This window comes from Thermoleptolyngbya oregonensis NK1-22 (assembly GCF_032705245.1).
Lineage (GTDB): Bacteria > Cyanobacteriota > Cyanobacteriia > Elainellales > Elainellaceae > Thermoleptolyngbya > Thermoleptolyngbya sichuanensis.
Window position 1 is genome coordinate 642,891 of sequence record NZ_CP053540.1, and the last position, 22,710, is coordinate 665,600.

Below are 22,710 nucleotides of genomic sequence, written 5' to 3' on the forward strand. Positions count from 1 at the left end.
TGCGGCGATTTTCAAGGCGGGATGCCTGCTTCGCCCAAGGTTGTCCCAAAAATTTTGACCCAGTTGCCCCAAAAGCCCTTTGCATCTATCCCCACTTCCCGTGCTATATTTGTTAAGCGCGTTTCGCGTATCCCCTCAAATCGTATCGGGGCGTAGCGCAGCTTGGTAGCGCACTACTTTGGGGTAGTAGGGGTCGTGGGTTCGAATCCCGCCGCTCCGATCAGATGAAACCTCGCAGCAATGCGGGGTTTTACTGTTTTAAATTTCTGCTTTAAATTTCCACCCTAAACCATTAACGTCCTTACTTGGGATAGAGCTTGGGATAAAGAGATAGAAAGCGACTCCATGCTGGCTTATCTGAAACGATGACGGGTCGCTAAATCGGCAATAGGCGGGCAATAGGCGAATGAGTTTGCCGCTCTTTAGATTTTCTCCGCCTGCGTTTTTGCCTGTCTTGTGTTCTGAAACACAGGCTGGTAAAGAAATACGACGATTTTGTAGCCAAAATAGCAGTTTAGGAAAGAATATAGGGGGGGCTTGCACTCTGGCGGTTTTTGTGGCGCATATTCTCAAGACCGAACCTGTTTCAGAGTCCGCAATCTCGGATCACTTATTTTTACCTTTACCTGAGGTGCTGGTATGGGTCAGCTCACTGGGTTGCTACTGGGAACGGCGTTTGATGATGTGTTCGCGGCGAATGTAGCGCTGGAGGCGGTCGATCCAGGTGAAACCGAAACGACTGGAACCGCGATCGCCCGCGCTCGCATCGAAACCTTTGACGGCAATGATACGGTAATAGCACGAGCAATCGTCACGAACCCAGCGGGCAATCCTACCGCAGGTGGCGTGCTGAATAGCGGAATTTTACTCGGTGCAGGGGGCGATCGCCTGGAGGTGTCCGCTGCTGCCAATGGGATTTTTTCGGTCGCTTATGGGGTGCGCTTTAGCTCGCTGCACGGCGGCGAGGGCGACGACACCTTTACCATTGCTGCCCGGAGTTTTATCACAGAGCGCATTCCTAATTCCAGCAGTACAGGAATTGCGCTATCGAACTCCACACTCGATGGCGGCAATGGCAACAACACGATTTCCATCAGCGCTCTGGCCGAAACGGGTGATCGATGGTTTTTCCACCCTGCCAGCGGCTACGGTCTGCTGAGTGGCTCCATCACCGTGGGTACAGGCGACGACCGAATCAACATTACAGCAACCGGACGCGGGTCGGGTTCCCAAACGACGGGTGCAGGCTATGGGGTGACACAGGGGGCGATCGCCACTCATGGCGGCAACGATATCGTTACCATCACGGCAACGGGCGAAGGTACGGGGTTTGCGAATACGCTGACCTACGGGCTGGTCGAGAGCGCTGTGCAGATGGGCGACGGAAACGATACGCTCGATCTTGCGGCCAACAGCCTGTCTAGAGATTACTTTTCAGGAACGAGCAAAAGCTACGGCGTAGATCGCAGCCTTGTCGAAGGGGGGAATGGGGGCGATCGCCTTGCCGTTTCTGCCTACGCAGTTGGCCAAGTGATTGGTCGCCAACCTGAAAGCTATGGTGTGAGCAGCAGCACGATTTCTGGCGGCGAGGGCGATGATGAAATTATTCTCAATGCTACAACCCTTGCGAGTTCGCAGCGATTTGGTGTCGCGATTGGTGCTAGCTATGGGGTTCAGCGCAGCGACGTGCGCGGCGATCAAGGCAACGACACGATTCGCATCAACGTACACACCTCTGCATTTGCCTATGGAGGAGCGAAAGCTTTGGCCTATGGCATCGACCATTCATCAGTTGCAGGGGGTGATGGCGACGATTTGGTCGCAATTGTCAGTGGGACGAGCACAAATTCTTATCTAGGGCGAGGCACAAACGGAATCCAAGCTACTAGTTATGGCATTTCCCATAGTAGTCTTAGCGGGGGGAATGGTGACGATACATTGCAGATCGAGGCTAGGGCACAATCTATCGTTGACTTGCCTAGCGAGAGTCAGACGGCGATCGCCTACGGAGTCTATAGGGCAAATGTTTTAGGCGATCGCGGCAATGACACAATCATCATTTCTGCGGCAACGACCGCTTGGGAAGTGCCCGGTAGCCAAAGCGTTGCCTATGGTGTGCGGGATGGGCGCGTCGAGGGCGGCGATGGCGATGATGTCATCAGAATTTCTGGCGAGGTATCTAGCATCTCAACCCCCGACAGTAGCATGGGGTATTACCATCATGCAGGGTATGGAGTTGTAGACAGTAGCATCAGCAGTGGCGATGGGAATGACCTGATCACGATTTCAGGAATGACGTTTGCCATCCAGGATGCGCTGATTTCGGGCGGCAGCGGGGACGATACGTTCCAAGTCGGCATCGGCCAGGGAACGCTGGATGGTGGCACAGGGAATGACCTAGTGATCCTGGATTTTCTCGATTTGCAGACCATGACGGTGACTGCTTTGGGGAATAGCGGTTTACGCATCGTTGGAACGCAGGACGGACAAGGTAAGAATGCTGCTTGGACGCAAACGATCTGGAATATGGAACGCTTCCAGATTGGCAGCGAGGTGTTCCACACGGCAGGCGATTTGATCCACTTTGTGCAGATTGGGTAAGCTTCCTCAAACCCGTGCCACCGGAGCTGCTACCACACCAGCCTGTTCCAAAAACGCGCCTGCTCGTAGCACCAGTGATTCATGGTAGGGTGCGGCGATAATCTGCACGCCGAGGGGCAGCCCGCCCGACTGCTGCACGGGGACAGATAAGATCGGCAGCCCAATGAAAGAAAGCGGTTGTGTATACAATCCCAAGTTGGGGCGGGTGAGCATTTCTTGCCCGCCAATGGTCATGGTTTCTTGCCCAATGAGCGGCGCAGCACAGGGAGTGCTGGGTGCAAGGATTAGATCGACGTGCTGAAAGAGTTCCGCAAGGCGATCGCCATACCAGCGCCGAAATCGCTGCGCCTGGAGATACCAACTGGCAGGGATGAGCGCACCAGACAAAAAGCGATCGCGCGTGGCAGGGTCAAAGTCGTGGGGGCGCGTCTTTAGGTTCGGCAGGTGCAGATTACTGCCTTCGCAGGTGGTGATTAGATAGGCAGCGGCGCGGGCGCGATGGGCCTCAGGTAAGATAACGCGCTTCGTTGCGCCAAGAGCCTGGGCGACCGTTTCCACCGCCGCAAACACTTCTGGCTGTCCGCCCGTGGCGAAATAGCCCTCGGCAACGGCAATCCGCAATCCGTCGATGCCCTGGCCCAGTTGCGGCAAGGTTGGCTCAGGGGGTCGAGGACTGCACACCGGATCGCGGGGATCGGGCCCGTGCATCAGATCAAAGCTGAGGGCAATATCGCGCACCGAGCGAGCAAACGGGCCGATGTGGTCGAGGCTGGCGCAGAATAGGGCAGAACCAGCTCGGGACACTCGTCCATAGGTCGGCTTTAGCCCAAAAATGCCGCAAAACGCTGCCGGAACGCGGATTGATCCGTTTGTATCTGACCCCAGCGCGAGGGGCACTAGCCCGCCCGCCACCGCCGCCGCCGACCCGCCAGACGATCCGCCTGCCACCCGGCTCAGGTCGTGGGGATTGTGCGTTGCGCCGTAGTGGCTGTTTTCCGTCACAAACCCATAGGCGTATTCGTCCATATTTAGCCCGCCCAGCAGCACGCCCCCTGACTTTCGCAGGGCGGCCACAGTTGCCGCGTCCGTCGAGGCTGGGGGATTGTCGCGGTTGATTTTGGAGCCTGCCAGCGTGACTACACCCGCGATGTCCAGCAGGTTTTTGACCGCAAAGGGCACGCCTGCCAGGGGCCCCGGATCTTGCCCAGCGGCGATCGCCCTATCCACCGCCGCCGCATCTTGCAGCGCCTGTTCCCGAAGCACGTCGGTAAAAGCATTCAGCTTGCCATCTAGCGCATCAATCTGCGCCAGCGCAGCCGTCACCACAGTCTCAGCCGTGGTTTTTTGGGCACGAACCGCAGCGGCGATCGCAGTTGCATCAGCATCGAAAAGGTCGAGCATAGGTAATTTTAGAGGGCTTGGGGGACAGGATGTTGGGGGGGCCAGGTGGCTCCGTCACGCCATTACCCCGTCACGCCACCAGTCCCGCCTCCAATCGGCACAAACACTGCCGCACTCTCCACCTCTGGCGACAGGGGAAACTCTAAGACCAACTGGGCGATCGCTGCGGTGCGTTCTAGATTGGCGATCACGCCAGGTTTACAGTCGGGGGGAATGGGCAGACCAATGAGGGCGGCTGCCTGTTCGGCATAGCGTTCCAGGTTAACAGAGTCGGCAGAGTCGGCAGAGTCGGCAGAGGACATGGCTGGGAGGCAGATAGGGGATGCAGTCCCACTCAGTCTAGGGGCTAGGTTCTCTAGAATCAAGCCTTGCGCCCTGTCCGCCCAAAATTAGCGCTGCAAGTCCGAGGTTGTATGGAGGCCGAAGTTTTATGGGTGTTGAAACGGATGCTGAAACAGATCGCCACAAAATATTTCGGATTTTCCGCAACTTACGTCAGGCAGATTGTGTCTATTTCTCTGGTGTGTTTCTGAAAAAGGAAGTTCCTGATGAAAAAGGTTTTTTGGATGACGATGGCGGCGGGGTTGGTGGCTGGCGCGGGGGCGATCGCCCTAGCGTTGCCCCAGATGTCCATCGCAGGCGGGCAGCGCGGCGGCACTCGCGTTCGCATTAGCGAAGACGGCACGCAGCTCCGGCTCACCTCGGAAGGGCGATCGCAAACCATTTCGGCAAACAGCATGAACGTGCGCGTTCTGGACGGCGTGAACTGCGAAAGGCTGCAAATTGAGCCAGAGCAAACGCTGAACGGGCAACGATTCCATCCCTCTTTTGGCATTGACCCCCAAACGGGCAACGTAGCCGTCGGCGTAATTCTGCAAGAATGCGTCGAAACGCAGCTCAGCGCTGTGTTTGTGATTGACCCGCAAGGCGGGGGCCACGCCCTCTACCGGGTGCAGGTTCCAGGCGAGCGGGTGTTGCAGGATGAGTTCACTACCTACCCAATGCGGGATTTGATCAACATCGGCTATTTGGGGAATGACCTGCTGGTGAAGCATGGCGACGCTTCCGGGTCCGCTGCGATTATGGTGTTCACGCCATCGGGCACGCCCGCCGGTCAATACGCAGGCTGCGTCTATACCGCCATCGAGGAAGGCAGAGGGCTATGTCCGCCGGACTCTGTCGCGAATTAGGCTGTTGATGTAGGCACCTCGATTAATTGGCTTGTTGCGAATCTTTGGGATGTAAACCGTTGAAATATCCTTGTCATTCTCAATCAAGATTGAATTTTTCGAGGTGCCCAAATTAGGACGGCCCTTCACCGTTATGCGAGGAAGAAGAAATGAACCAGATGGGAACTTTGATATTCTTCTGCGGAAAAATGGGGTCTGGTAAATCCACTCTATCTTGCAAGATTGCCAAAGAACTAAACGCAATTTTGTTGTCGGAGGATGAGTGGCTATCAACCATTTATCCTGAAGAAATAAAAAATTTTGATGATTATGTAAAATACTCAAGGCGATTAAGATCCGTGTTGAAAAATCATGTAAGAAGCATAATTAAGGCTGGAATCTCTGTAGTAATGGACTTCCCAGCAAACACAGTCAATCAAAGAGCATGGTTCAAAGAGATACTTTTATCTGAAAACATACCTCATCAGTTGATATACCTTGATGTTGATGACGAGACTTGCCTAGAGGGAATTAGGAAGCGGAGGGAAACCAACCCAGAGCGGTCACAGTTTGATACAGAAGACGTTTTTCACCATGTAACTAGTTTTTTTCAGCCACCATCAGTTGACGAGGGCTTCTGGATTGAGGTTATCCATCGGGATGTCTTGTAGCTTGCGTTTTTCTAGTATCAAGACTGCTCAGTAGATATACCCACCCACCGCATCAGGCATAAAACGCAGTAGAGAACCCATCACCGCCTCACTGCCTGCCAGAATCCGTTGAATATACGGGAAATCGTCAGCACGGCTAACACAAAAATATACAATCACCCCTCCGGAATTCCTCCGGAGGGAAAAACCCACTGCGTGAAAATTCGGATAGGTTATGCCCCCCGGTTACTAGAGCAAGGCTCTTCCTGCGCCTTGTGCGATAGGGCTGTGTGCCCTGATGACTCTGATGTTATTTACGACACACGCTAATCTCTAAAAGTTGCAGGAAACCGCAGGCAAGCCCCCCAATTACTGCGCCTGAGAGGACAGATTATGAGTTACTCAGTTTCTCTACTGAAAGATATTTACCTTGGGACAAACAACTCCCTTCCCTACGAATTCACAGTCTTCAACAATAAGCTGTTCTTTTCAGCGGAGAACAGCACCAGTGGTCGTGAGCTTTGGGTCACTGACGGCACAACTGCGGGCACCCAGCTTTTTGCAAACATCAACATTAGTGGCGATTCCTACCCCTACTATTTCAACGTCCTCAACAACAAGCTGCTGTTTACGGCAAATAATGACACCAATGGTCGTGAGCTTTGGATCACCGACGGCACGGCTGCGGGCACGACGCTCCTGAAGGACATTTACCCTGGCCCTAATTCTTCCTTCCCCTACAATTTCACAGTTTTCAACAACAAGCTGTTTTTTACGGCAGGGGATGGCATCAATGGCTACGAGCTTTGGGTAACAGATGGCACGACCGCAGGGACTCAGCTTTTTGCAAATATTAACCCTGGTCTTAGTTCTTCCTCGCCTACTAATTTCGCAGTTTTCAACAACAAGCTGTTTTTTACGGCAGAGGATGGCACCAATGGCTATGAGCTTTGGATGACAGATGGCACAACCGCAGGGACTCAGCTTTTTGCAAATATTAACCCTGGCCCTAGTTCTTCCTCACCTGGCAATTTTACGGTTTTCAATAACAAGTTGTTCTTTACGGCAGAGGATGGCATCAATGGCTATGAGCTTTGGGTAACAGATGGCACAGCTACGGGCACCCAGCTTTTTGCAAACATCAGCCCTGGCCCTAGTTCTTCTTTCCCCAGCCGTTTCACGGTTTTCAATAACAAGCTGTTCTTTTCAGCAGGAAATAGCACGAATGGTCGTGAGCTTTGGGTCACCGACGGCACGGCTGCGGGCACCACGTTGCTCAGAGATATCAACCCCGGCAGCGGTAGCTCTGATCCTTACAACTTCATCGTCTTTAACAACAAGTTAGTCTTTGCCGCAGACGATGGCACCAATGGCTATGAGCTATGGATTACGGACGGCACGGCTGCGGGCACGATGTTGCTAAAGGATATTAACCCTGGTATTGGCAGTTCCTCCCCTTTCAGCTTCACGATTTTTGATAACAAGCTGTTTTTCTCCGCAAACGACGGAACCCACGGGCGGGAACTGTGGATGACCGATGGTACGGCAGCAGGCACAAAACTGGTGACCGATCTCAATCCGGGAGCAAATAGCGGTTTGGATCCTTTCAATAGCGACTTTGAGGTTTTTGGGAGCAAGCTGGTTTTTGGAGGAACCAACGGCGGCTTCGGTTATGAATTGTTTGCGTTGCAGGGCAACTCGCCCAAGGCCCAGAGCGACAGCTTTGAGACGAATTTTGGCACACCGCTGACGATCAACGTCAGCCAATTGCTGGCTAATGACACCGACCCAGACGACAGTTCCCTCAGCGTTACCCAGGTCAGCGGCGTGGTGAATGGCACGGCTGCCTTCAACGCGACTGCCGGAACCGTCGTCTTTACGCCGACAGCGGGCTTTAGCGGTCTGGCCCGATTCACCTACACCCTGACAGACGGCACAGGGCTGGCAGATACAGCAACGGTCTACGTTCTGGTTCGTCCTGCAAGTGGCAGCCCTGGCGGGCCGGGTGGGCCGGGTGGCCCTGGTGGGCCGGGTGGCCCTGGCGGGCCGGGTGGCCCCAGCAGCCCTACACCTGGACAAGTCCTAAACGGCAAGCGAACTGCCGATACGCTGATCGGCGGCGCGGGCGACGATACCCTGCTGGGCAAGGGCGGCAACGATTTCCTGATCGGCAACGACGGGAAAGATTTGCTGGATGGCAGCAAGGGGAACGATACGCTGGTGGGCGGCTCCGGTGCAGATATCTTCGTGCTGCGGAGGGGGCCGGATGTGGACCGGATCATGGACTTTGAAGACGGCATCGACAAGCTGCGGCTGGCTGGAGGGATTAACTTTAGCCAGGTGCGGATGGTGCGGGGCAAGGGAGACGAAGCGGGCAATACGCTGATTCAGCAGCGGGGCACGAATGATGTGCTAGCGATTCTGGTTGGGGTGCAAAGAAGCCTAATTACAGCGGCGGATTTTGCCTAACGGCTGAGCTAAATTCTCTGGAATAAGGCTTGACTTGCGATCGCCAAAAGCCTAGCAAAACTCTGGATTGACCCACCAAAACCGGCGATCCAAAATCGCCGATCCAAAATCTAAAAATTAGCTAAGGGTTTGCCGCTGGGGAAATGTCTGTTCAGACATCTCCAGCGGATTTTTTATTTGGAGTATTTGGGTTTTTCCTGGGATTCGCTTCCTATCGCCGCGATACGGCTTTGCTTTCGGCAACGTACCAGCGCCAGGGGCGGTCTGCGCCTTGCGTCAGCCCAATGCGTGTGGTTTGCACGAAGGAGATTTGTCCTGCATCAAGCTGGGCCTGGAATGTGGGCGATCGCCCCTCTAGCCATAGCCCCTGTCCCGGAGCCAGCGGCGTTACCGTCAGGCTGAGGTCGATTTGCAGAGCGCGGCAGAGCTTACCCGGCCCCGCCGCCACGCGGTGCAGCTTGTCGCGGCCGGGGTCGAGGCCGGGCGGCATCCGGTCTAGCTCCAGCGCCCGCACCAGCACCGCACTGGGCACGCCATCCAGATCGGTAACCACATTGAAGCAGTGATACATGCCATAGATGAGATACACATAGGCCCAGCCCGCCGGGCCAAACATGACGGCGTTGCGGGGCGTGCGGCGGCGATAGGCGTGGCAGGCGGGGTCGCCGGGGGTGTAGGCTTCCGTTTCCACGATCACGCCGCGCAGGATTTCCCCACTGGGCAACTGGCGCACCAGCACACAGCCCAGCAGATCGGGCGCGACCTGGGTAGCGCAGCGGCTCAGCCAGTCGGGGGGAATGACCCCTGGGGATGGGGTTGGGGGCTGGGGAGGTACGGAAGCGGGCGATCGCACAGGCAGTTTGTCTCGCACTAACTTGCACTAACTCGCACTAACACTAACTGGCACTAACCAGATGCTAAACAGATTGAGTAGGATGAAAACAGGCTGGCAAAAACCGGCGGAGCCTGGCTAAGGGTTGCACCGCTCAGCGGAGGGTCTGGGGCAAACGGAGGGACTGGGGCAAACGGGCGTGCCTCCCCAACCCAGCAAGCAACCTTAAACAAACTCTAACAACCCTTGATTTCATTCCTCTCAGCCTTATACTAGACCGCAAACGAGGTTTAAAAAAAATGGACGTTAAACTCATTCTTCTGGGAATTACGCCGGTCTTTATTGCGGCCTGTCTCTTCTTCGGCACCCGCAACGGCTTCTACGATTCAGACAACTATCACGGCAACGGCTCTGCACACTAGCACACTAAGTCGCACCCTGACTGCACTCTCGGAGCGCTGCTCCCGCTCTCTTGGCTCCCCCCAGCCCCGCACGTTGCCTGGCCGCGTTGCGGTTTCCTCATGAGCAAGAAACGCGACCCGCTGAAGCCGTGACTGAACTTGAATGCTTGCCCTATGGTGTAGGAAACACCGATGAAGGGGTCTGTCTGCTGGTTCGGATGGGGCCTCATCGGATTCTATTGGACTGTGGACTAGAACAGATTGACGCGCTGACGGCAGAAGCAGAGCCGCCTGCGGATTTGGTGCTGTGTACTCACGCCCACGGCGACCATGCGCGGGGATTGCTGGCGCTGCATCGGGCGTTTCCCCATTTGCCCGTGTATGCCAGCGAGGTGACGGCCCAACTGCTGCCGCTGAACTGGCTGGATGAACCAGACGTGCCAGACTTTTGCCATGCGCTGCCCTGGCGATCGCCCGTCGAATTTGCCGATGGCCTCAGCGCCGAACTGATTCCTGCTGGACACCTGCCGGGGGCCGCAGCGCTCCTGCTCACCTACGCCACCTCGGAGCGCACCTACACCGTCTTCTATACGGGCGATTTTCTGCTGTCCAACTCGCGGCTGGCGGAAGGGCTGCCGCTGGAGGAACTGCGCGGCCTCAAGCCCGATGTGCTGATTGCCGAGGGCAGCTATGGCACGGCCCGCTTTCCCCACCGCCGCCAGCAGGAAAACCAGCTTGCAGAGCGCATCCATCAGGCGATCGCCGCTTCGCAATCCGTCCTGTTTCCTGTGCCTACGCTGGGACTGGGGCAAGAACTGCTGATCCTCCTCCGCAGCCATCACCACTTTACTGGACGGGCGATCGACATCTGGGTAGACGAGCGCATTGCCGCCGGATGCGATGCCTATTTGGAACTGCTGCATCATTTCCCCAGCAGTGTGCAAAACTTTGCGCGACACCAGTCCCTATTTTGGGATGAACGCATTCGCCCCCATGTGCGACGGCTGCCGCTCGATCCGGGGCTGCGGCAAATTGCCCTGTCGGGCCCCACGCCTGCCATCGTGCTGACTCACTACGACACCGAACTCAGCCAATACGTCCACGCCAGCCTGCTGCCCTGGTTATTGCTCGTGCCCCAGCAGCCGGGCCGCGAAGGGGCGATCGACGCGCTCACCGAGCAGCGAATTCAAGCCTCCAAATCGCTGCGATCGCTCCTCAAATCGGGTCGCCTCACGCTCGACACCTACCTACTGGGCGAACACTGCGACGGCATCGGCACCACCCAACTGATCCACAACCTGCGGCCCCAGCACGTCGTCCTGGTGCATGGCCCGGCCAACTATCTGGCTGACCTGGCCAGCCTGGAGGAGCTGCAAAACCGCTATCACCTGCATACGCCGCTGGCCGGAATGCGCGTCGATCTGCCTGTGGGCGAAACTTTCCTTCAGCCCGCCGCGCCCGAAACGCAGTATGAAGGCGAACTAACCGAGTACGAAGACGGCGCACTGGTGACGCTGCCCCCGGTGCTGCTCACCGACCCACGCTGGCAGTCCTTTGCCGACACGGGCATCGTGGAAGTGCGCTGGCAGGGCGACAGCTTGGTGCTGCGGGGCGTGTCTCAGCGAGAGTTGTTGAATCGCGGCGACGAGCCAGACATTTTGCCAGGAACCGAATGCTGCGGCAACTGCATCCACTATCGGGGGCAGCGCTGCTGGAGCCAGGCCTCGTCCCTCTTTGGCTTCAAAGTCACACCAGAAGGCTATTGTCCTGCATTCAGCCCAGTGCCACCCGATCCCGATGCAGAACCAATGGACTTTTCCACGAACCCCATCGAGCGAGAACCCGATGAGTAGAGGAAGTTGCAGAGGGATTACTCAGCCATCGGCTCCGGAGCCAAAGATTTGTGCGCTGGTGATTTGCAGGTCAGGGAATTGGGGCGATCGCACGACCTCCTCTCCCTGAAAGCGCTCTACTTGGGAATAAGTAGTCTCCAGCAGCGTCAGAACCGTGACCGTGTTGTCCTGTGGATCGACAATCCAATACTCAGGAATGCCGATGTCCTGATATTGCGATCGCTTGGCAATGTAATCGCGATCGCGCTGCAAGTCTCCGGGGCTGACGACTTCCACCACCAGCAGCGGCGGAGCCATGTTCAGCCGAATCGTGTTGCGGCTTTTGAGAAGCTGAATGTGTTCTTCTCGAAGAATGGTGAGGTCGGGATAGCGATTTTTAGGCTCCCCGCGCACTTCCAGTTCCAGCCCGTGCCCGCGGACTCGATCTGTGCCCAGGAGTATTGCAAACGCGAGAAAAAGCCGATTCGCAATTTGAACGTTTTCCCCGGACTCTGGCGGCACTTCGACTAGCTCTCCATTAAATAGTTCATACAAATTGTCTGTCTCGTCGTGATAAGACAGATACTCTTCAAAGCTGAGAAACCGGGGCCGGGTTTGAATCATGGATTGCAAGCGGCAGGGAGCAAATCGATCCTGGCTTCATTTTAGGCCCTGTCTAGATCTGCCAGGACTCTCTTGGATAAACGACGGGGCTGGGGGGCGATCGCCAAGCCAGACACCGTGCTTTTAGCGTTCAAAATAGTCGCGAGCATCAAGTCAGCGTCCCCCATGTCATCTAGTGATCCTCTAACCAGAGCTACAGTGCCAGACACAGCGTGCGGAAGTGGTCGCCCCGCGCCTCAAAGTTGGGATATTGGTCAAAGCTGGCGCAGGCGGGCGAAAACAGGACGGTGCGGAGTCCGGTCTGGGCATTCAGCGCTTGACCCAGTTCGGCGCTGCGCTCTACGGCGCGATCCAGTGTTTCGACGATTTCGTAGTGCGAGTAGCCAATACTGGCCAGGCGTTTTGCAAAGGCTTCGGCGGCGCTGCCGATGAGCAAAACGGCGGCGGCTTTTTGCTGAATCGTGGATAGCCAGGCGGTGTCGTCGCCGTCTTTGGCTTCGCCGCCTGCAATCAGGATGGCGGGCGCGGGCACGGCTGCCAGTCCCACCTGGGCCGCGTCGTAGTTGGTGGCCTTGCTGTCGTTGATAAAGTCGATGCCCCGCCAGGTGCAGATGTGTTCCAGGCGGTGGGGCACGCCGGGAAAGGTTTCAACCGCGTGGGCGATCGCCCCCTTCTCGATACCCGCCAGCCGCGCCGCCAGCACCGCCATCAGCAGGTTTTGGGTGTTGTGGGAGCCTACCATGTTCAGCGCGTCTATGGGAACGATGCGCTCTCCCAGGGCGATCGCCCAGCCGTCTTCTACATAGGCTCCCCGCATGGGATCGCCCAGCAGATGCGCCTTGCCTGCCGCGCTCGTCCAGCAGGCGTTGGGCCATCGGTCGGCGGTGCTGCGGAGGTAGGGGTCATCGCCGTTGAAAATTTGCAGGGGCGATCGCGCCAGCAGCGAAGCCTTGATGTCGTAGTAATTTTCCAGCGTATAGTGGCGGCTGAGGTGGTCGGGCGTGAAGGTTGTCCACAGGGCAATGCGCGGCGCGAGGGTGGAGGAGGACTCGATCTGGTAGCTGCTGATTTCGGCGATGATCCAGTCGGGGGAGTGTAGAGGTTGGAGTTTGGAGGTTGGAGGTTGGAGGTTGGGGGGAGGGGGAGAGGGGCTGCTGTGCGGTTCTCCGGCGAGAGTTAGCGCGACTTCGCAGGCCGCGTAGCCAATATTTCCACAGGCGGGCGCGGTTAGTCCAGCGGCTTGGAAGATGGCGGCGGTGAGGGCGGTGGTGGTGGTTTTGCCGTTGGTGCCCGTGATGGCGACCCAGGGAATGCGGGAGAGCGATCGCCACGCCAGTTCCATTTCCCCGATGGTTTCGATGCCAAGGGCGCGGGCGGTTTCCAGCGCGGGCAGATCCCACCGCACGCCGGGGCTGACGACGATCCGCTGCATCTGCGTGGGGTCTGGCTCTAGGCGATGCCCCAGCAGGACGGCAATGCCCTCCGCCTGGAGGGTTTGCTGCATCGACCGGAGGGCATCGGAACTGCCGGAATCGCTGACTGTCACCTGCCAGCCCTGCCGATGCAGCAGCCGAGCGGCGGCAATGCCCGATTTCCCCAATCCAATTACATAAGCCGACGGCATAGGCAGCGTGTCCGAATCCTGCGCTTGTAGGTAGGCAGCATTCGGCTCTTTCGCCCGAATCTTGCGCCCGGTTGCAAGGCAGATTTGCAAAAGATGATTTTACCCTGCCTAGACCACCCGATTGTGTCGGATGCACTCGGCATACCAGCGGGCGCTGGCTTTGGGGATGCGCTGCTGGGTGTCAAAATCCACATAGGTCAGCCCAAAGCGGCGATCGTAGCCCCAGGCCCACTCAAAGTTATCCAGCAGGCTCCAGACAAAGTAGCCGCCCAAGGGATAGCCCTCGGACACGGCGCGGTGGGCGGCTTGCAGGTGTTGCCGCAGGTACAAAATGCGATCGCAGTCCAGCACCTCTCCCTGCTCTGTCAGCACGTCTTCCACCGCACAGCCATTTTCCGTCACCCAGATGGGCAGTTGGCGATGTCCCAGCACCTCGCTGACATGGCGCACGCCCCAATAGAGCGCGTCGGGCACGACCCACAGCCAGGGCATGTGCAGCCGGGGATAGCTGGCGGGAAAGGGCAGCGTCTCGAACCCGTCGGCGTTATCCGCCGCCCGCACGTAGCTGCCGGAGTAGACATTCAGCCCCAGCACATCCAGCGGCTGGCAGATGGTTTGCAAATCGCCATCCTGGATATCGGGCGCGTCGGCTCCCAGCTTCTCCAGCAGCAGGGGGCTATAGGCTCCGGTGAGCGCCGGGAAAAGAATGCCGCCGTTGGCCCAGGCGGTGTGAAAGGCGGTTTGGGCGGCGGTGATGTGTTCTGGCGTTTCGGCAAGCGGCACGGTGACCGCGTAGTTATCGACCAGCGCAACGGTGCAGGGAATGGGCGAGGCGGCGCGGATGGCTTGACAGGCCAGCCCGTGCCCCAGCAGCGCATGGTGCGAGGTCTGCCACACGTCTTTTGGCGTGGCGACGACGGTTCCCGGCGCGTGGGGAGGAATCTGGCCCACGCCATAGCCCAGGTGCGTGAAGCAGGCAATTTCGTTCAGGGTGATCCAGTGGGAAATGCGATCGCCCAGCCGTTCCACCACCGCCGCTACATACTCTGCAAAGTCTTGTGCCATCTCGCGGCTGCGCCAGGAGCCGTAGCGGTCTTCTAGCGCCTGGGGACTGTCCCAATGAAACAGGGTTGCGTAGGGCGTGATCCCATGTTCCTGTAAACAATCCACCAGCCGCCGATAAAAGTCCACGCCTGCTTCGTTCACTGCGCCGCGCCCATCGGGGATCACCCGGGGCCAGGCGATGCTAAAGCGATAGTGCTTGATCCCCAGGTCTGCCATCAGCGCTACGTCTTCCCGAAAGCGGTGGTAATGGTCGCAGGCGATCGCCCCCGTATCCCCGTTCAGCACGCGCCCCGGCGTTGCGGCGAACCTATCCCACACGCTGGGCTTGCGGCTCTCAGCGGCGATCGCCCCTTCGATTTGATAAGACGAGGTCGCAGCGCCCCAGAAGAAGGAGTCGGGAAAGGTGTAGGTCATGCGCTCACTCCAGCCCCACCTCGCTGCCCCCAATCCGCCGCATCAGATACGCCACTCCAAAATCTCCATTGGGGTGATGCTCAAGCTGCTCGGCCAGGGCGAAGACTTGTAGCGCTAGGTCTTCGCCCAGTTTGTCGATCATGGCCAGGCGCTCTCGGTGCAGCATCTCGCGGGTTCGCATTCGGCCTTGCCAATCGCTAGAAAACAACTGGTCGATGATGGCGCTGATGCCCATCGCGGAGAGTGCGTCCCATTCGCCGCGATCGCACCAGATGCCGCCACACTGGGGACACCGCTCGACGTAAAACGGGTTCATCGTTGCGCCCGTTTTCACCCGCGACAGAAAACCGCCGCAGTCGGGACAGAGGGCAGTCCGCACGTCCAGCGGGGCGGGTGGATGGCTGGCGGCGGCCTCCAGGTTCACGGTTTCGGGTAGGGGCTGGGGCTGACCCTGCTTCCAGTCGTGATAATCCTCTGGCGCAATCCAGCAGCCCTCGCACACGGGGCATTGCTGAGCGGGCAGGTTTCCCCGCAGCACCACATCTACCAGTTGCACGCCCCGATCCTTCAGGCAGTCCATCACGCCTCCTCTCCCAAAACAGCATCACAATAGCGCATCAGCAGGCGCAGGCGATCGCCCATTTGCTCGGTTCGCTGCCGTGCGGTTTCGGGCTGCCGCGCCGTTTGCAAAAACATCAGGTCCATGTTCAATAGCCGCAGTTGCTTTGCCATTTCGGTGTGGAGGGAGGGAATCGCCCCCTCTAGCCTGCTCGTGTCCAGCGGCAAAACCTGCTGCTGAAATTGCGTCTGTAATTGTTGGAATAACAAGCGCAAATCAGCCACCCCCGCAGGGGACTCCGCAGCGCCCGAAACCTGTGCCAGCATAGAGGAAGAGAGCGATCGCAGGGTTTCGTAAACCGGACGGCAAGACTCCCATTCTGATAAAGCCATGACAATGTAGCAACTCCTACCAGAATTCTTAAACGAATGTTAAGAATTCTGTATATAGTAGAGAAATAGCTCACTCAAACTCACAACCTTTGCTCACAACCTTAAGCCAAGTGGTGCATTTGAGCGAACTTGCGCCTCAATCTGACAGTATTTTCCTCATATCTGCAAGCTTTTAGCATCTCTCATAAATCTTTCACCTGATCTCCACCGAAACGCTTTTATTAGTCCGGTCTATCTCGTTAATAAACGTAACTAATAAGTAAGTACCGCCTCGCGAACACCTTAGCTGGTGAAGCATTTGTGCAACTTAGGGGGCTGGCTTAGGAACTCAGGACTGAATAACTTCTAACGACTTCTAACAACTTCTCTAGCAATTCATCTCAAGCGCTCAGCAGAAAGTTCAACCGAGAGACGACCCGTTTACGGTTTCAATTGCCAGATCTCTTCCCAAAAGTTCCCCTCGAACAGTTTAATAGCTAAAATCCACCGCATCGCACAGGGAGTTTTCAGGCTCCTAGCCTCCAGCACTTTCCCCTAGCCAGGGCGATTGAATCGTATCCCCACTCCCTTTCTCCTGTCAGGAGTTGCCTCATGAACGCCACAACCCTCACGCTACCCACCGACGTTGAACTGCCCGACTGGCTCCGAGAATGCCTGATTTCTCATGCCTGCCCGGTCACAGGCGACTGTTCCGACAATCCCCGCTCGGATGCGTCGGTCGTCTGCGATGCGTTCAATTTTGCCTACCAGCTTCATGAGGGACAGAAGCGGGCCTCTGGCGAACCCTACATTGCCCATCCCATCGCTGTTGCGGGGCTGTTGCGCGATCTGGGAGGCAGTAGCGCTGTCATCGCTGCCGGGTTCCTACACGATGTGGTCGAAGACACAGAGGTTACGGTTGAAGAACTGGAGGAGCGCTTTGGCAGCGAAGTGAGCCGCCTGGTGGAGGGCGTAACCAAACTGTCGAAATTTAACTTTGAGAGTAAAACCGAGCGCCAGGCCGAAAACTTTCGCCGCATGTTCATGGCGATGGCGCAGGATATCCGGGTGATCGTGGTGAAGCTGGCCGATCGCCTCCACAACATGCGAACCCTGGAGCATTTGCCCGATGCCAAACGCCGCCAGATTGCATTGGAAACCCGCGAAATCTTTGCGCCGCTGGCAAATCGCCTGGGGATCGGGCGCTTTAAGTGGGAGTTAGAAGATCTCGCCTTCAAGTATCTGGAGCCGGAAGCCTATCGCGACATGCAGGCGCTGGTGAGCGAAAAACGGGGCGATCGCGAGTCTTATTTGGAAACAACGGTAGAGGACGTGCGCCAAGAGCTAACGCGGTCGGGCATTCACTGCGTCGAACTCAAGGGTCGCCCCAAGCATCTCTACGGCATCTACCAAAAGATGCAGCGGCAGCAGAAGGAATTCCACGAAATTTTCGATATCACGGCGGTTCGCATTATCGTTAACACGATTGACGAGTGCTATCGCAGCCTGGCCGTGGTTCACAACCTGTTTCGTCCGATCCCTGGTCGCTTCAAAGACTACATCGGCCTGCCCAAGCCCAACCGCTACCAGTCGCTGCACACTGTGGTAATCGGTCATGGCGGCCGCCCCGTCGAGGTTCAAATTCGCACCGTAGAAATGCACCACATTGCGGAATACGGGATTGCTGCCCACTGGAAGTATAAGGAAACGGGCAAGTCTACGGCGACGCGCTTTAGCCCTGACGACGAAAAGCTGACCTGGCTGCGGCAACTGCTGGATTGGCAAAACGACCTCAAGGACGCGCAGGAATACCTGGAAAGCGTCCGCACCAACCTGTTTGACGATGATGTGTATGTGTTTACGCCGCAGGGCGACGTGATTCCTCTGGCGCAGCGATCTACGCCGGTAGACTTTGCCTATCGGATTCATACCGAAGTGGGCAATCGCTGCGCCGGGTCGAAGATCAACGGTCGCATGGTGCCGCTGGATACGGTGCTGCGGAATGGCGACATTGTGGAAATCATTACCCAGAAAAATGCCCATCCGTCGCTGGACTGGCTGAATTTTGTAGTAACGCCGGGGGCCCGCAACAAGATTCGCCAGTGGTATAAGCGGTCGAATCGGGAGGAGAACGTGCAGCGCGGGCGCGACATGCTGGAGCGGGAACTGGGCAAAAAGGGGTTTGAGGCGCTGCTGAAGTCGGAGCAGATGCAGGTGACAGCCGTGCGCTGCAACTATCAAACGCCGGAAGACCTGCTGGCGGCCGTGGGCTATGGCGAGGTAACGATTAATCATGTGCTGAATCGGCTGCGGGATGCTACTAAGGCGCTCCAACCTGTGGCTCCGGTGGCTACGACGGCGCAGGAAGAGGCGCTGCTGCTCAATCCGCCGCCGCAGCCCCCGCGCCCCACACCCAAAACGCATGACTCTCCGATTCAAGGAGTGGAAGGGCTGTTGTATCATCTGGCGGGCTGCTGTACGCCGATTCCAGGGGAGCCGATTATTGGGGTGGTGACGCAGGGCAGCCGGGGTATCTCGATTCACCGTCAGGGCTGCACGAATACAGACAGCGTACCGGGCGATCGCCTCATTCCTGTCAGTTGGAACGCAGCCGAAACCACCAGCAGCCGCGCCCAGACCTATCCGGTGCAAATTCAGCTAGAGGTCATCGACCGGGTAGGCGTGCTAAAGGATATCCTCTCGCGCCTCAGCGACTACAACATCAACGTCCGCAATGCTCAGGTGAAAACCTTCCCCGGCCAGACGGCGGTGATCAACCTTGGTATCGACATTCGCGACCACAATCAGCTAGAGCGCACGTTTACCCAGATCCGCAAAATGAGCGACGTTGTGCAGCTTCGCCGCGTCAACGATGCCGAGACGGGCTGATTTTCGCCTAAGGCTCCAGAAGCAGGCTGAAAAGAGCAGGCTGAAAGGGCAGACTGGGAGGTCAGACAGGGGTACGATGCTCTAAAATCGGGCAGGTTTTGCGGATTCTGCAAGCTTAAGCAACTCACTGGGGCGCGGGCTGCGTCGGGTCGAGCGGCTGCCGCAGCGGAGCCAGCCATTCGGTATTGTGGATGACGCTCCACATAATCCAGGCGGCCAGAGCAAGCCCGCCAAAGGAAAGGACTAGTGAGAGCAATTGCGTAATCCAGTCGGGCAGGCTGTTGTCGGCTCGGACTCTGCTGCGAGAGGGGCGGGACGGCGGCTGGGCGTAGCGGCGGGCGGTCATGGAGGGCGATCGCGGCGGGGTACTCAAAGTGCCAGGGTGAACTCGGGTCGGGCTGGTTCGCACAGAGCCACTGTTGGTGGTCACTGCGGCCGCGACCCCACTGGTTGCCCGAAGCTGCTGCATCTTCTGGCTGACCATCACCGGACGTTGCCCCGCCCGACACCATTGCAGCAACTCCGATGTGCGGATCGCGCATAAATTGGTCGAAGGCAACTGATAGATCCGCTGAAGCGATGATTGATCATTCGTGACCAGCACCGCCAAATGCCCCGGCGAAGACAGCGCCAAAGCATAGGCGCAGCGGGCAGAGGCCAGCGTAATGCGGGCCCGTCGAGTTAGCGCCTGTCCGGCCGCTGCCAGCGACGGATGGTGTGCGTGGGCTTCAGTAATCGTCCAGCCGCTATGGGGATAAAAATGATTGAAAGATTTGCAAAGTTCCTCCAGATCAGGATCAGGAGAGCGATCGAACAGCAGCTTCATTTCCTCATAGACGGCCTGAGGAATATACGTAGAGCCAATACGCGAAAACTCAATCCACTCCTTGGGAGTGCTGCTGGCCAGCGCACTGATATCGAGAACCAGCAAAACTGGGGGGGTCAATGACATGCGTTAGCCTCCAATGCCCAGACGACCTGCCAATCCTGGCGTAAGGGGCAGCAATGTTGCTGCCATTAAAAACAAAACCAGCAAACCCAATGCCGCCCGCGCATCATCCGGTTCCGATAGATCTTCGAGGGCAGGGCGCTCTAGCTCGCGTTGCAAAAACAAAATCAGCACGGCCCAATATAGCGCCAGGGGGTTTGTGAGAGACACTAAGCCCAGCAACACCAAGGTCGCTACCGTAGCGCGTCCAGCCGTTTTGCGCCCGTAGATCGACTGCACAATGCGACCGCCATCCAGTTGCCCAGCAGGCATCAAATTAATTGCCGTAATCACTAGCCCGATCCATCCAACGATCACTAGCGGATGTACATCTACCAGAGATTGCTGAAGGGTTGTGCCCAGAACGACTCGTGCCAGCGTGCCCACCAGGATGGAACCCTGGAAGAACTCGGATGGAATTTGAAAGACGCTACCCTGATGGGATAATGATAGACCAAGAATCAGGATTGTAAACGAGAGCAGACCGCCTGCCAGCGGGCCAGCCACAGCAATATCGAATAGGGCTTTGCGATTGGGCAGCAGCGAGGCAAATCGGGTGATGCTGCCAAAGGAGCCGAGTTGGAGCGCGGGAATGAAGAACGGCGGGCCGAGGTGGATTCCCAACCGACGGGCTACGACACGATGACCGAGTTCGTGAACCCCAAGGATGAGCAGTAGCCCCAGCGCGATAGGAAGGGCTTGCCCAAACTTTGACCAGTCTGCAAATAGGTCAAAGCTTTGCAGTAGTCCAGCGGTTTCTAAACAGGTGAGAACCGTGGCGATCGCCAGCACACCCGCCAGCCCAAACTGGAGCGGGGTTGTGGGGCTAGGATCGGCCGTAGCCGGGAGAACTACCACTGTGGGGCGATCATCGGGCCCGCTCAGCAAAAACAGCCGATAGCGATCGCCCACTCGCGCCTTCAGTCGTTCCGACAGCTTTGCATGGCTCTCTGCGACCTCACCCCGGAGGTTTCCCTTAAAAATTGCGCCGTCTAGATAGGGCACGGTTTCCGTCGCAAAAAACGTGTCGATGCCGAAAATCTCGCGGATGGCGGCCAGGTCTTCTGGGGGGAGTTTGGCGGGTTCGGCAGTGTCCGTTGCGGAAGGGGACGCTTGGGGTTCAGCGGTTGTGGCCTGGGCATCTTCGTCAGTGCGGGAGGATTCTGCGGGAGATGAGGAGAGGTGGGGCGATCGCGCTTCTGCGGCGGCATTTGCCTCGCCCTGCGCCCGCTTTTGCTCTGCTGCCAGAGTTCGCAGCCGTCGTCCCAGGAAAATGTAAAGTCCCGTAGAAGCCACGATCAGCAGCAGCACCGCCGCCAGATTGAGATACACGCCGACAGTGAATAGCCCAAAAAACAGCAGCCAGGGCAGCATCAGCACCAGAGATTGCAGCCAGGCCAGAATGCCGACCTGTCCCATCGGACGAGCGCGATAAAAGCCCCAGCCGAGGATGGCGATCGCCGCCGTCAGAATAAGCGCAGTGAGAGGCATTTTCAGATTTTAGGAATGAGGGATAGAACGCTCAACTAGCGATTTTACTAAGCAATTTTGCTAGGCGATTTTGCTTATTTAATCACCCTACAGCGTTTTTGAAGCGAGTGAGCGACGCGGACTGGCAAGAAACCCCTGTCTCTTCACGGCGGCTCTCTTCACGGCGGCGCGTTTCTCACCCGCTCAGAACATGCGGCATCCTCCTGACCCGCAACCCGCTTTCACTCCGCTACACTCGCCACCGCCATCCGCAAATTCCCGCCATGCTCCATCAGCAGGCGATCGCCCGTTTCAGCATCTACGCCCGCCCAGTGCATCAGCAGCGCCAACTTCACGCGACGACCGCTGTTCTCCAGCAGCAGCGCCGCGTCGGGACGGCTCAGCCCCGTGAGATCAGTAAGAATCCGCAGGGCCCGGTCGTGCAGCTTTTTGTTGGTCACCGCCACGTCCACCATGCGGTTGCCGTAGACCTTGCCCAGCTTCACCATTACGCCCGTCGAGAGGATATTCAGCGCCAGTTTGGTGGCCGTGCCTGCCTTCAGCCGGGTTGAGCCAGCCAGAATTTCGGGCCCGGTGATCAGGCGAATGTCGATATCCACTTCTGCGCTGACCTGTTCCGCAGGGACGCAGGCCAAAAATACCGTGGCCGCGCCCCGCTGTCGGGCTGCCCGAAGTGCGCCGTGGACGTAGGGCGTGGTGCCGCCTGCGGTAATGCCCACGACCACATCCTGAGCGTGAATCTGGTGATGGGCGATCGCCGCTGCGCCATCTTCCGCCCGATCTTCCAGGTCTTCGGAACTACGAACCAGCGCCCCTGCTCCCCCTGCGATGATGCCCTGGACTAATTCCGGCGGGGTGCAAAACGTGGGCGGACACTCCGCCGCATCCAGCACGCCCAGTCGTCCACTCGTGCCCGCGCCCACATAAAACAGCCGCCCGCCCTGTCGCAGCCGCGCCGCCGCACAGTCAATTGCTGCTGCTAGCGCTTCTCGTGCCCCAGCTACAGCGGCGATCGCCCGCGCATCTTCTTGGTTAAACAGGTCTACGATCTCGCCCGAGCTGAGCTGATCGAGGGAGTGGCTGGCGGGGTTGGCCTGCTCGGTCAGCAGGTGGCCGCGATTTCCATAGGGATCGCTTTGTGAATCGCCAGACGGAATACTATCGCCAGATGGAATACTTTGGGGGGGTGGGGAATCGGTCATATCAGCAAACTCAAACAAACGTTCCGCAAATAACAGGCGATCCCCGAGGCGAATTGGCCAAGCCTCACCGACGGAGGCGAATTAACCGAAGCTCGTAAACCGCTTATCTCGGGCCGCTCAATGTCCCC

Annotated in this window: 18 protein-coding genes and 1 tRNA gene; 8 read left to right on the forward strand and 11 right to left on the reverse strand. The window is 57.6% G+C overall.

Annotation, left to right across the window (positions count from 1 at the left end):
• Positions 1-146 precede the first annotated feature (146 nt).
• Positions 147-220: transfer RNA gene (locus tag HNI00_RS02735), tRNA-Pro, on the forward strand.
• Between the two features lie 419 nt (positions 221-639).
• Positions 640-2,601 carry a hypothetical protein gene (locus HNI00_RS02740; RefSeq protein WP_316790466.1) on the forward strand — a complete coding sequence of 654 codons (1,962 nt, stop codon included), beginning with the start codon at positions 640-642 and terminating at the stop codon, positions 2,599-2,601.
• A 6-nt stretch (positions 2,602-2,607) separates the two neighbouring features.
• Here HNI00_RS02740 and HNI00_RS02745 read toward each other — a convergent pair whose 3' ends face one another.
• On the reverse strand, positions 2,608-4,002 hold the full coding sequence (locus HNI00_RS02745) for an AtzE family amidohydrolase (protein ID WP_316790468.1): 1,395 nt from the start codon (positions 4,000-4,002) through the stop codon (positions 2,608-2,610).
• Between the two features lie 62 nt (positions 4,003-4,064).
• Entirely contained in the window at positions 4,065-4,304 is a 240-nt protein-coding gene (locus HNI00_RS02750) for a DUF4089 domain-containing protein (RefSeq protein WP_316790470.1), read from the reverse strand.
• Between the two features lie 246 nt (positions 4,305-4,550).
• Between HNI00_RS02750 and HNI00_RS02755 the strand changes: the two genes are divergently transcribed.
• From HNI00_RS02755 to HNI00_RS02765, 3 genes are all read left to right on the forward strand, one after another.
• Entirely contained in the window at positions 4,551-5,192 is a 642-nt protein-coding gene (locus HNI00_RS02755) for a hypothetical protein (RefSeq protein WP_316790472.1), read from the forward strand.
• A 149-nt stretch (positions 5,193-5,341) separates the two neighbouring features.
• Positions 5,342-5,842, forward strand: coding sequence for a P-loop nucleotide/nucleoside kinase family protein (locus HNI00_RS02760; RefSeq protein ID WP_316790474.1), 501 nt, complete (start codon positions 5,342-5,344; stop codon positions 5,840-5,842).
• A gap of 372 nt (positions 5,843-6,214) precedes the next feature.
• Positions 6,215-8,290 (forward strand): ELWxxDGT repeat protein, encoded by a 2,076-nt coding sequence (locus HNI00_RS02765; RefSeq protein ID WP_316790477.1) that lies wholly within the window; start codon positions 6,215-6,217, stop codon positions 8,288-8,290.
• A gap of 211 nt (positions 8,291-8,501) precedes the next feature.
• Here HNI00_RS02765 and HNI00_RS02770 read toward each other — a convergent pair whose 3' ends face one another.
• A complete protein-coding gene (locus HNI00_RS02770) occupies positions 8,502-9,089 on the reverse strand; it encodes a DNA-3-methyladenine glycosylase (RefSeq protein ID WP_420156283.1) in 588 nt (195 codons plus the stop codon).
• Positions 9,090-9,421: 332 nt separating this feature from the next.
• On the opposite strand from HNI00_RS02770, the gene HNI00_RS02775 reads away from it, so the two are divergent.
• On the forward strand, positions 9,422-9,544 hold the full coding sequence (locus HNI00_RS02775; RefSeq protein WP_267313420.1) for a hypothetical protein: 123 nt from the start codon (positions 9,422-9,424) through the stop codon (positions 9,542-9,544).
• 128 nt (positions 9,545-9,672) lie between these two features.
• The gene (locus HNI00_RS02780; protein ID WP_316790482.1) at positions 9,673-11,376 is read left to right on the forward strand and encodes an MBL fold metallo-hydrolase; all 1,704 of its coding nucleotides are present in this window, start codon (positions 9,673-9,675) and stop codon (positions 11,374-11,376) included.
• Between the two features lie 21 nt (positions 11,377-11,397).
• On the opposite strand, the gene HNI00_RS02785 is transcribed toward HNI00_RS02780, so the two are convergent.
• The 5 genes from HNI00_RS02785 to patD form a co-directional block, all read right to left on the reverse strand.
• Entirely contained in the window at positions 11,398-11,979 is a 582-nt protein-coding gene (locus HNI00_RS02785; protein WP_316790484.1) for a Uma2 family endonuclease, read from the reverse strand.
• 193 nt (positions 11,980-12,172) lie between these two features.
• On the reverse strand, positions 12,173-13,603 hold the full coding sequence (gene murD, locus HNI00_RS02790; protein ID WP_420156284.1) for a UDP-N-acetylmuramoyl-L-alanine--D-glutamate ligase: 1,431 nt from the start codon (positions 13,601-13,603) through the stop codon (positions 12,173-12,175).
• Between the two features lie 108 nt (positions 13,604-13,711).
• Entirely contained in the window at positions 13,712-15,082 is a 1,371-nt protein-coding gene (locus HNI00_RS02795; RefSeq protein WP_316790489.1) for a GH1 family beta-glucosidase, read from the reverse strand.
• Between the two features lie 4 nt (positions 15,083-15,086).
• Entirely contained in the window at positions 15,087-15,662 is a 576-nt protein-coding gene (locus HNI00_RS02800; protein ID WP_316790492.1) for a TFIIB-type zinc ribbon-containing protein, read from the reverse strand.
• A complete protein-coding gene (patD, locus tag HNI00_RS02805) occupies positions 15,662-16,033 on the reverse strand; it encodes a heterocyst frequency control protein PatD (RefSeq protein ID WP_316790494.1) in 372 nt (123 codons plus the stop codon). The genes HNI00_RS02800 and patD overlap by 1 nt, the downstream gene beginning before the upstream one ends.
• A gap of 591 nt (positions 16,034-16,624) precedes the next feature.
• On the opposite strand from patD, the gene HNI00_RS02810 reads away from it, so the two are divergent.
• Entirely contained in the window at positions 16,625-18,901 is a 2,277-nt protein-coding gene (locus HNI00_RS02810; protein ID WP_316790496.1) for a RelA/SpoT family protein, read from the forward strand.
• A gap of 124 nt (positions 18,902-19,025) precedes the next feature.
• Here the strand turns inward: HNI00_RS02810 and HNI00_RS02815 are convergent, their stop codons facing one another.
• The 3 genes from HNI00_RS02815 to murQ form a co-directional block, all read right to left on the reverse strand.
• Positions 19,026-19,853 (reverse strand): PIN domain-containing protein, encoded by an 828-nt coding sequence (locus HNI00_RS02815; RefSeq protein ID WP_316790498.1) that lies wholly within the window; start codon positions 19,851-19,853, stop codon positions 19,026-19,028.
• A 3-nt stretch (positions 19,854-19,856) separates the two neighbouring features.
• Positions 19,857-21,380 (reverse strand): site-2 protease family protein, encoded by a 1,524-nt coding sequence (locus HNI00_RS02820; RefSeq protein WP_316790500.1) that lies wholly within the window; start codon positions 21,378-21,380, stop codon positions 19,857-19,859.
• 221 nt (positions 21,381-21,601) lie between these two features.
• A complete protein-coding gene (gene murQ / locus HNI00_RS02825; RefSeq protein WP_316790502.1) occupies positions 21,602-22,582 on the reverse strand; it encodes an N-acetylmuramic acid 6-phosphate etherase in 981 nt (326 codons plus the stop codon).
• Positions 22,583-22,710: the final 128 nt, after the last annotated feature.

Bases quoted from the DNA above. Each gene is read 5' to 3' on its own strand.
- HNI00_RS02740 (WP_316790466.1), top strand. From the start codon at position 640: ATGGGTCAGCTCACTGGGTTGCTACTGGGAACGGCGTTTGATGATGTG.
- HNI00_RS02745 (WP_316790468.1), bottom strand. From the start codon at position 4,002: ATGCTCGACCTTTTCGATGCTGATGCAACTGCGATCGCCGCTGCGGTT.
- HNI00_RS02750 (WP_316790470.1), bottom strand. From the start codon at position 4,304: ATGTCCTCTGCCGACTCTGCCGACTCTGCCGACTCTGTTAACCTGGAA.
- HNI00_RS02755 (WP_316790472.1), top strand. From the start codon at position 4,551: ATGAAAAAGGTTTTTTGGATGACGATGGCGGCGGGGTTGGTGGCTGGC.
- HNI00_RS02760 (WP_316790474.1), top strand. From the start codon at position 5,342: ATGAACCAGATGGGAACTTTGATATTCTTCTGCGGAAAAATGGGGTCT.
- HNI00_RS02765 (WP_316790477.1), top strand. From the start codon at position 6,215: ATGAGTTACTCAGTTTCTCTACTGAAAGATATTTACCTTGGGACAAAC.
- HNI00_RS02775 (WP_267313420.1), top strand. From the start codon at position 9,422: ATGGACGTTAAACTCATTCTTCTGGGAATTACGCCGGTCTTTATTGCG.
- HNI00_RS02785 (WP_316790484.1), bottom strand. From the start codon at position 11,979: ATGATTCAAACCCGGCCCCGGTTTCTCAGCTTTGAAGAGTATCTGTCT.
- murD (WP_420156284.1), bottom strand. From the start codon at position 13,603: ATGCCGTCGGCTTATGTAATTGGATTGGGGAAATCGGGCATTGCCGCC.
- HNI00_RS02795 (WP_316790489.1), bottom strand. From the start codon at position 15,082: ATGACCTACACCTTTCCCGACTCCTTCTTCTGGGGCGCTGCGACCTCG.
- HNI00_RS02800 (WP_316790492.1), bottom strand. From the start codon at position 15,662: ATGGACTGCCTGAAGGATCGGGGCGTGCAACTGGTAGATGTGGTGCTG.
- patD (WP_316790494.1), bottom strand. From the start codon at position 16,033: ATGGCTTTATCAGAATGGGAGTCTTGCCGTCCGGTTTACGAAACCCTG.
- HNI00_RS02810 (WP_316790496.1), top strand. From the start codon at position 16,625: ATGAACGCCACAACCCTCACGCTACCCACCGACGTTGAACTGCCCGAC.
- HNI00_RS02815 (WP_316790498.1), bottom strand. From the start codon at position 19,853: ATGTCATTGACCCCCCCAGTTTTGCTGGTTCTCGATATCAGTGCGCTG.
- HNI00_RS02820 (WP_316790500.1), bottom strand. From the start codon at position 21,380: ATGCCTCTCACTGCGCTTATTCTGACGGCGGCGATCGCCATCCTCGGC.
- murQ (WP_316790502.1), bottom strand. From the start codon at position 22,582: ATGACCGATTCCCCACCCCCCCAAAGTATTCCATCTGGCGATAGTATT.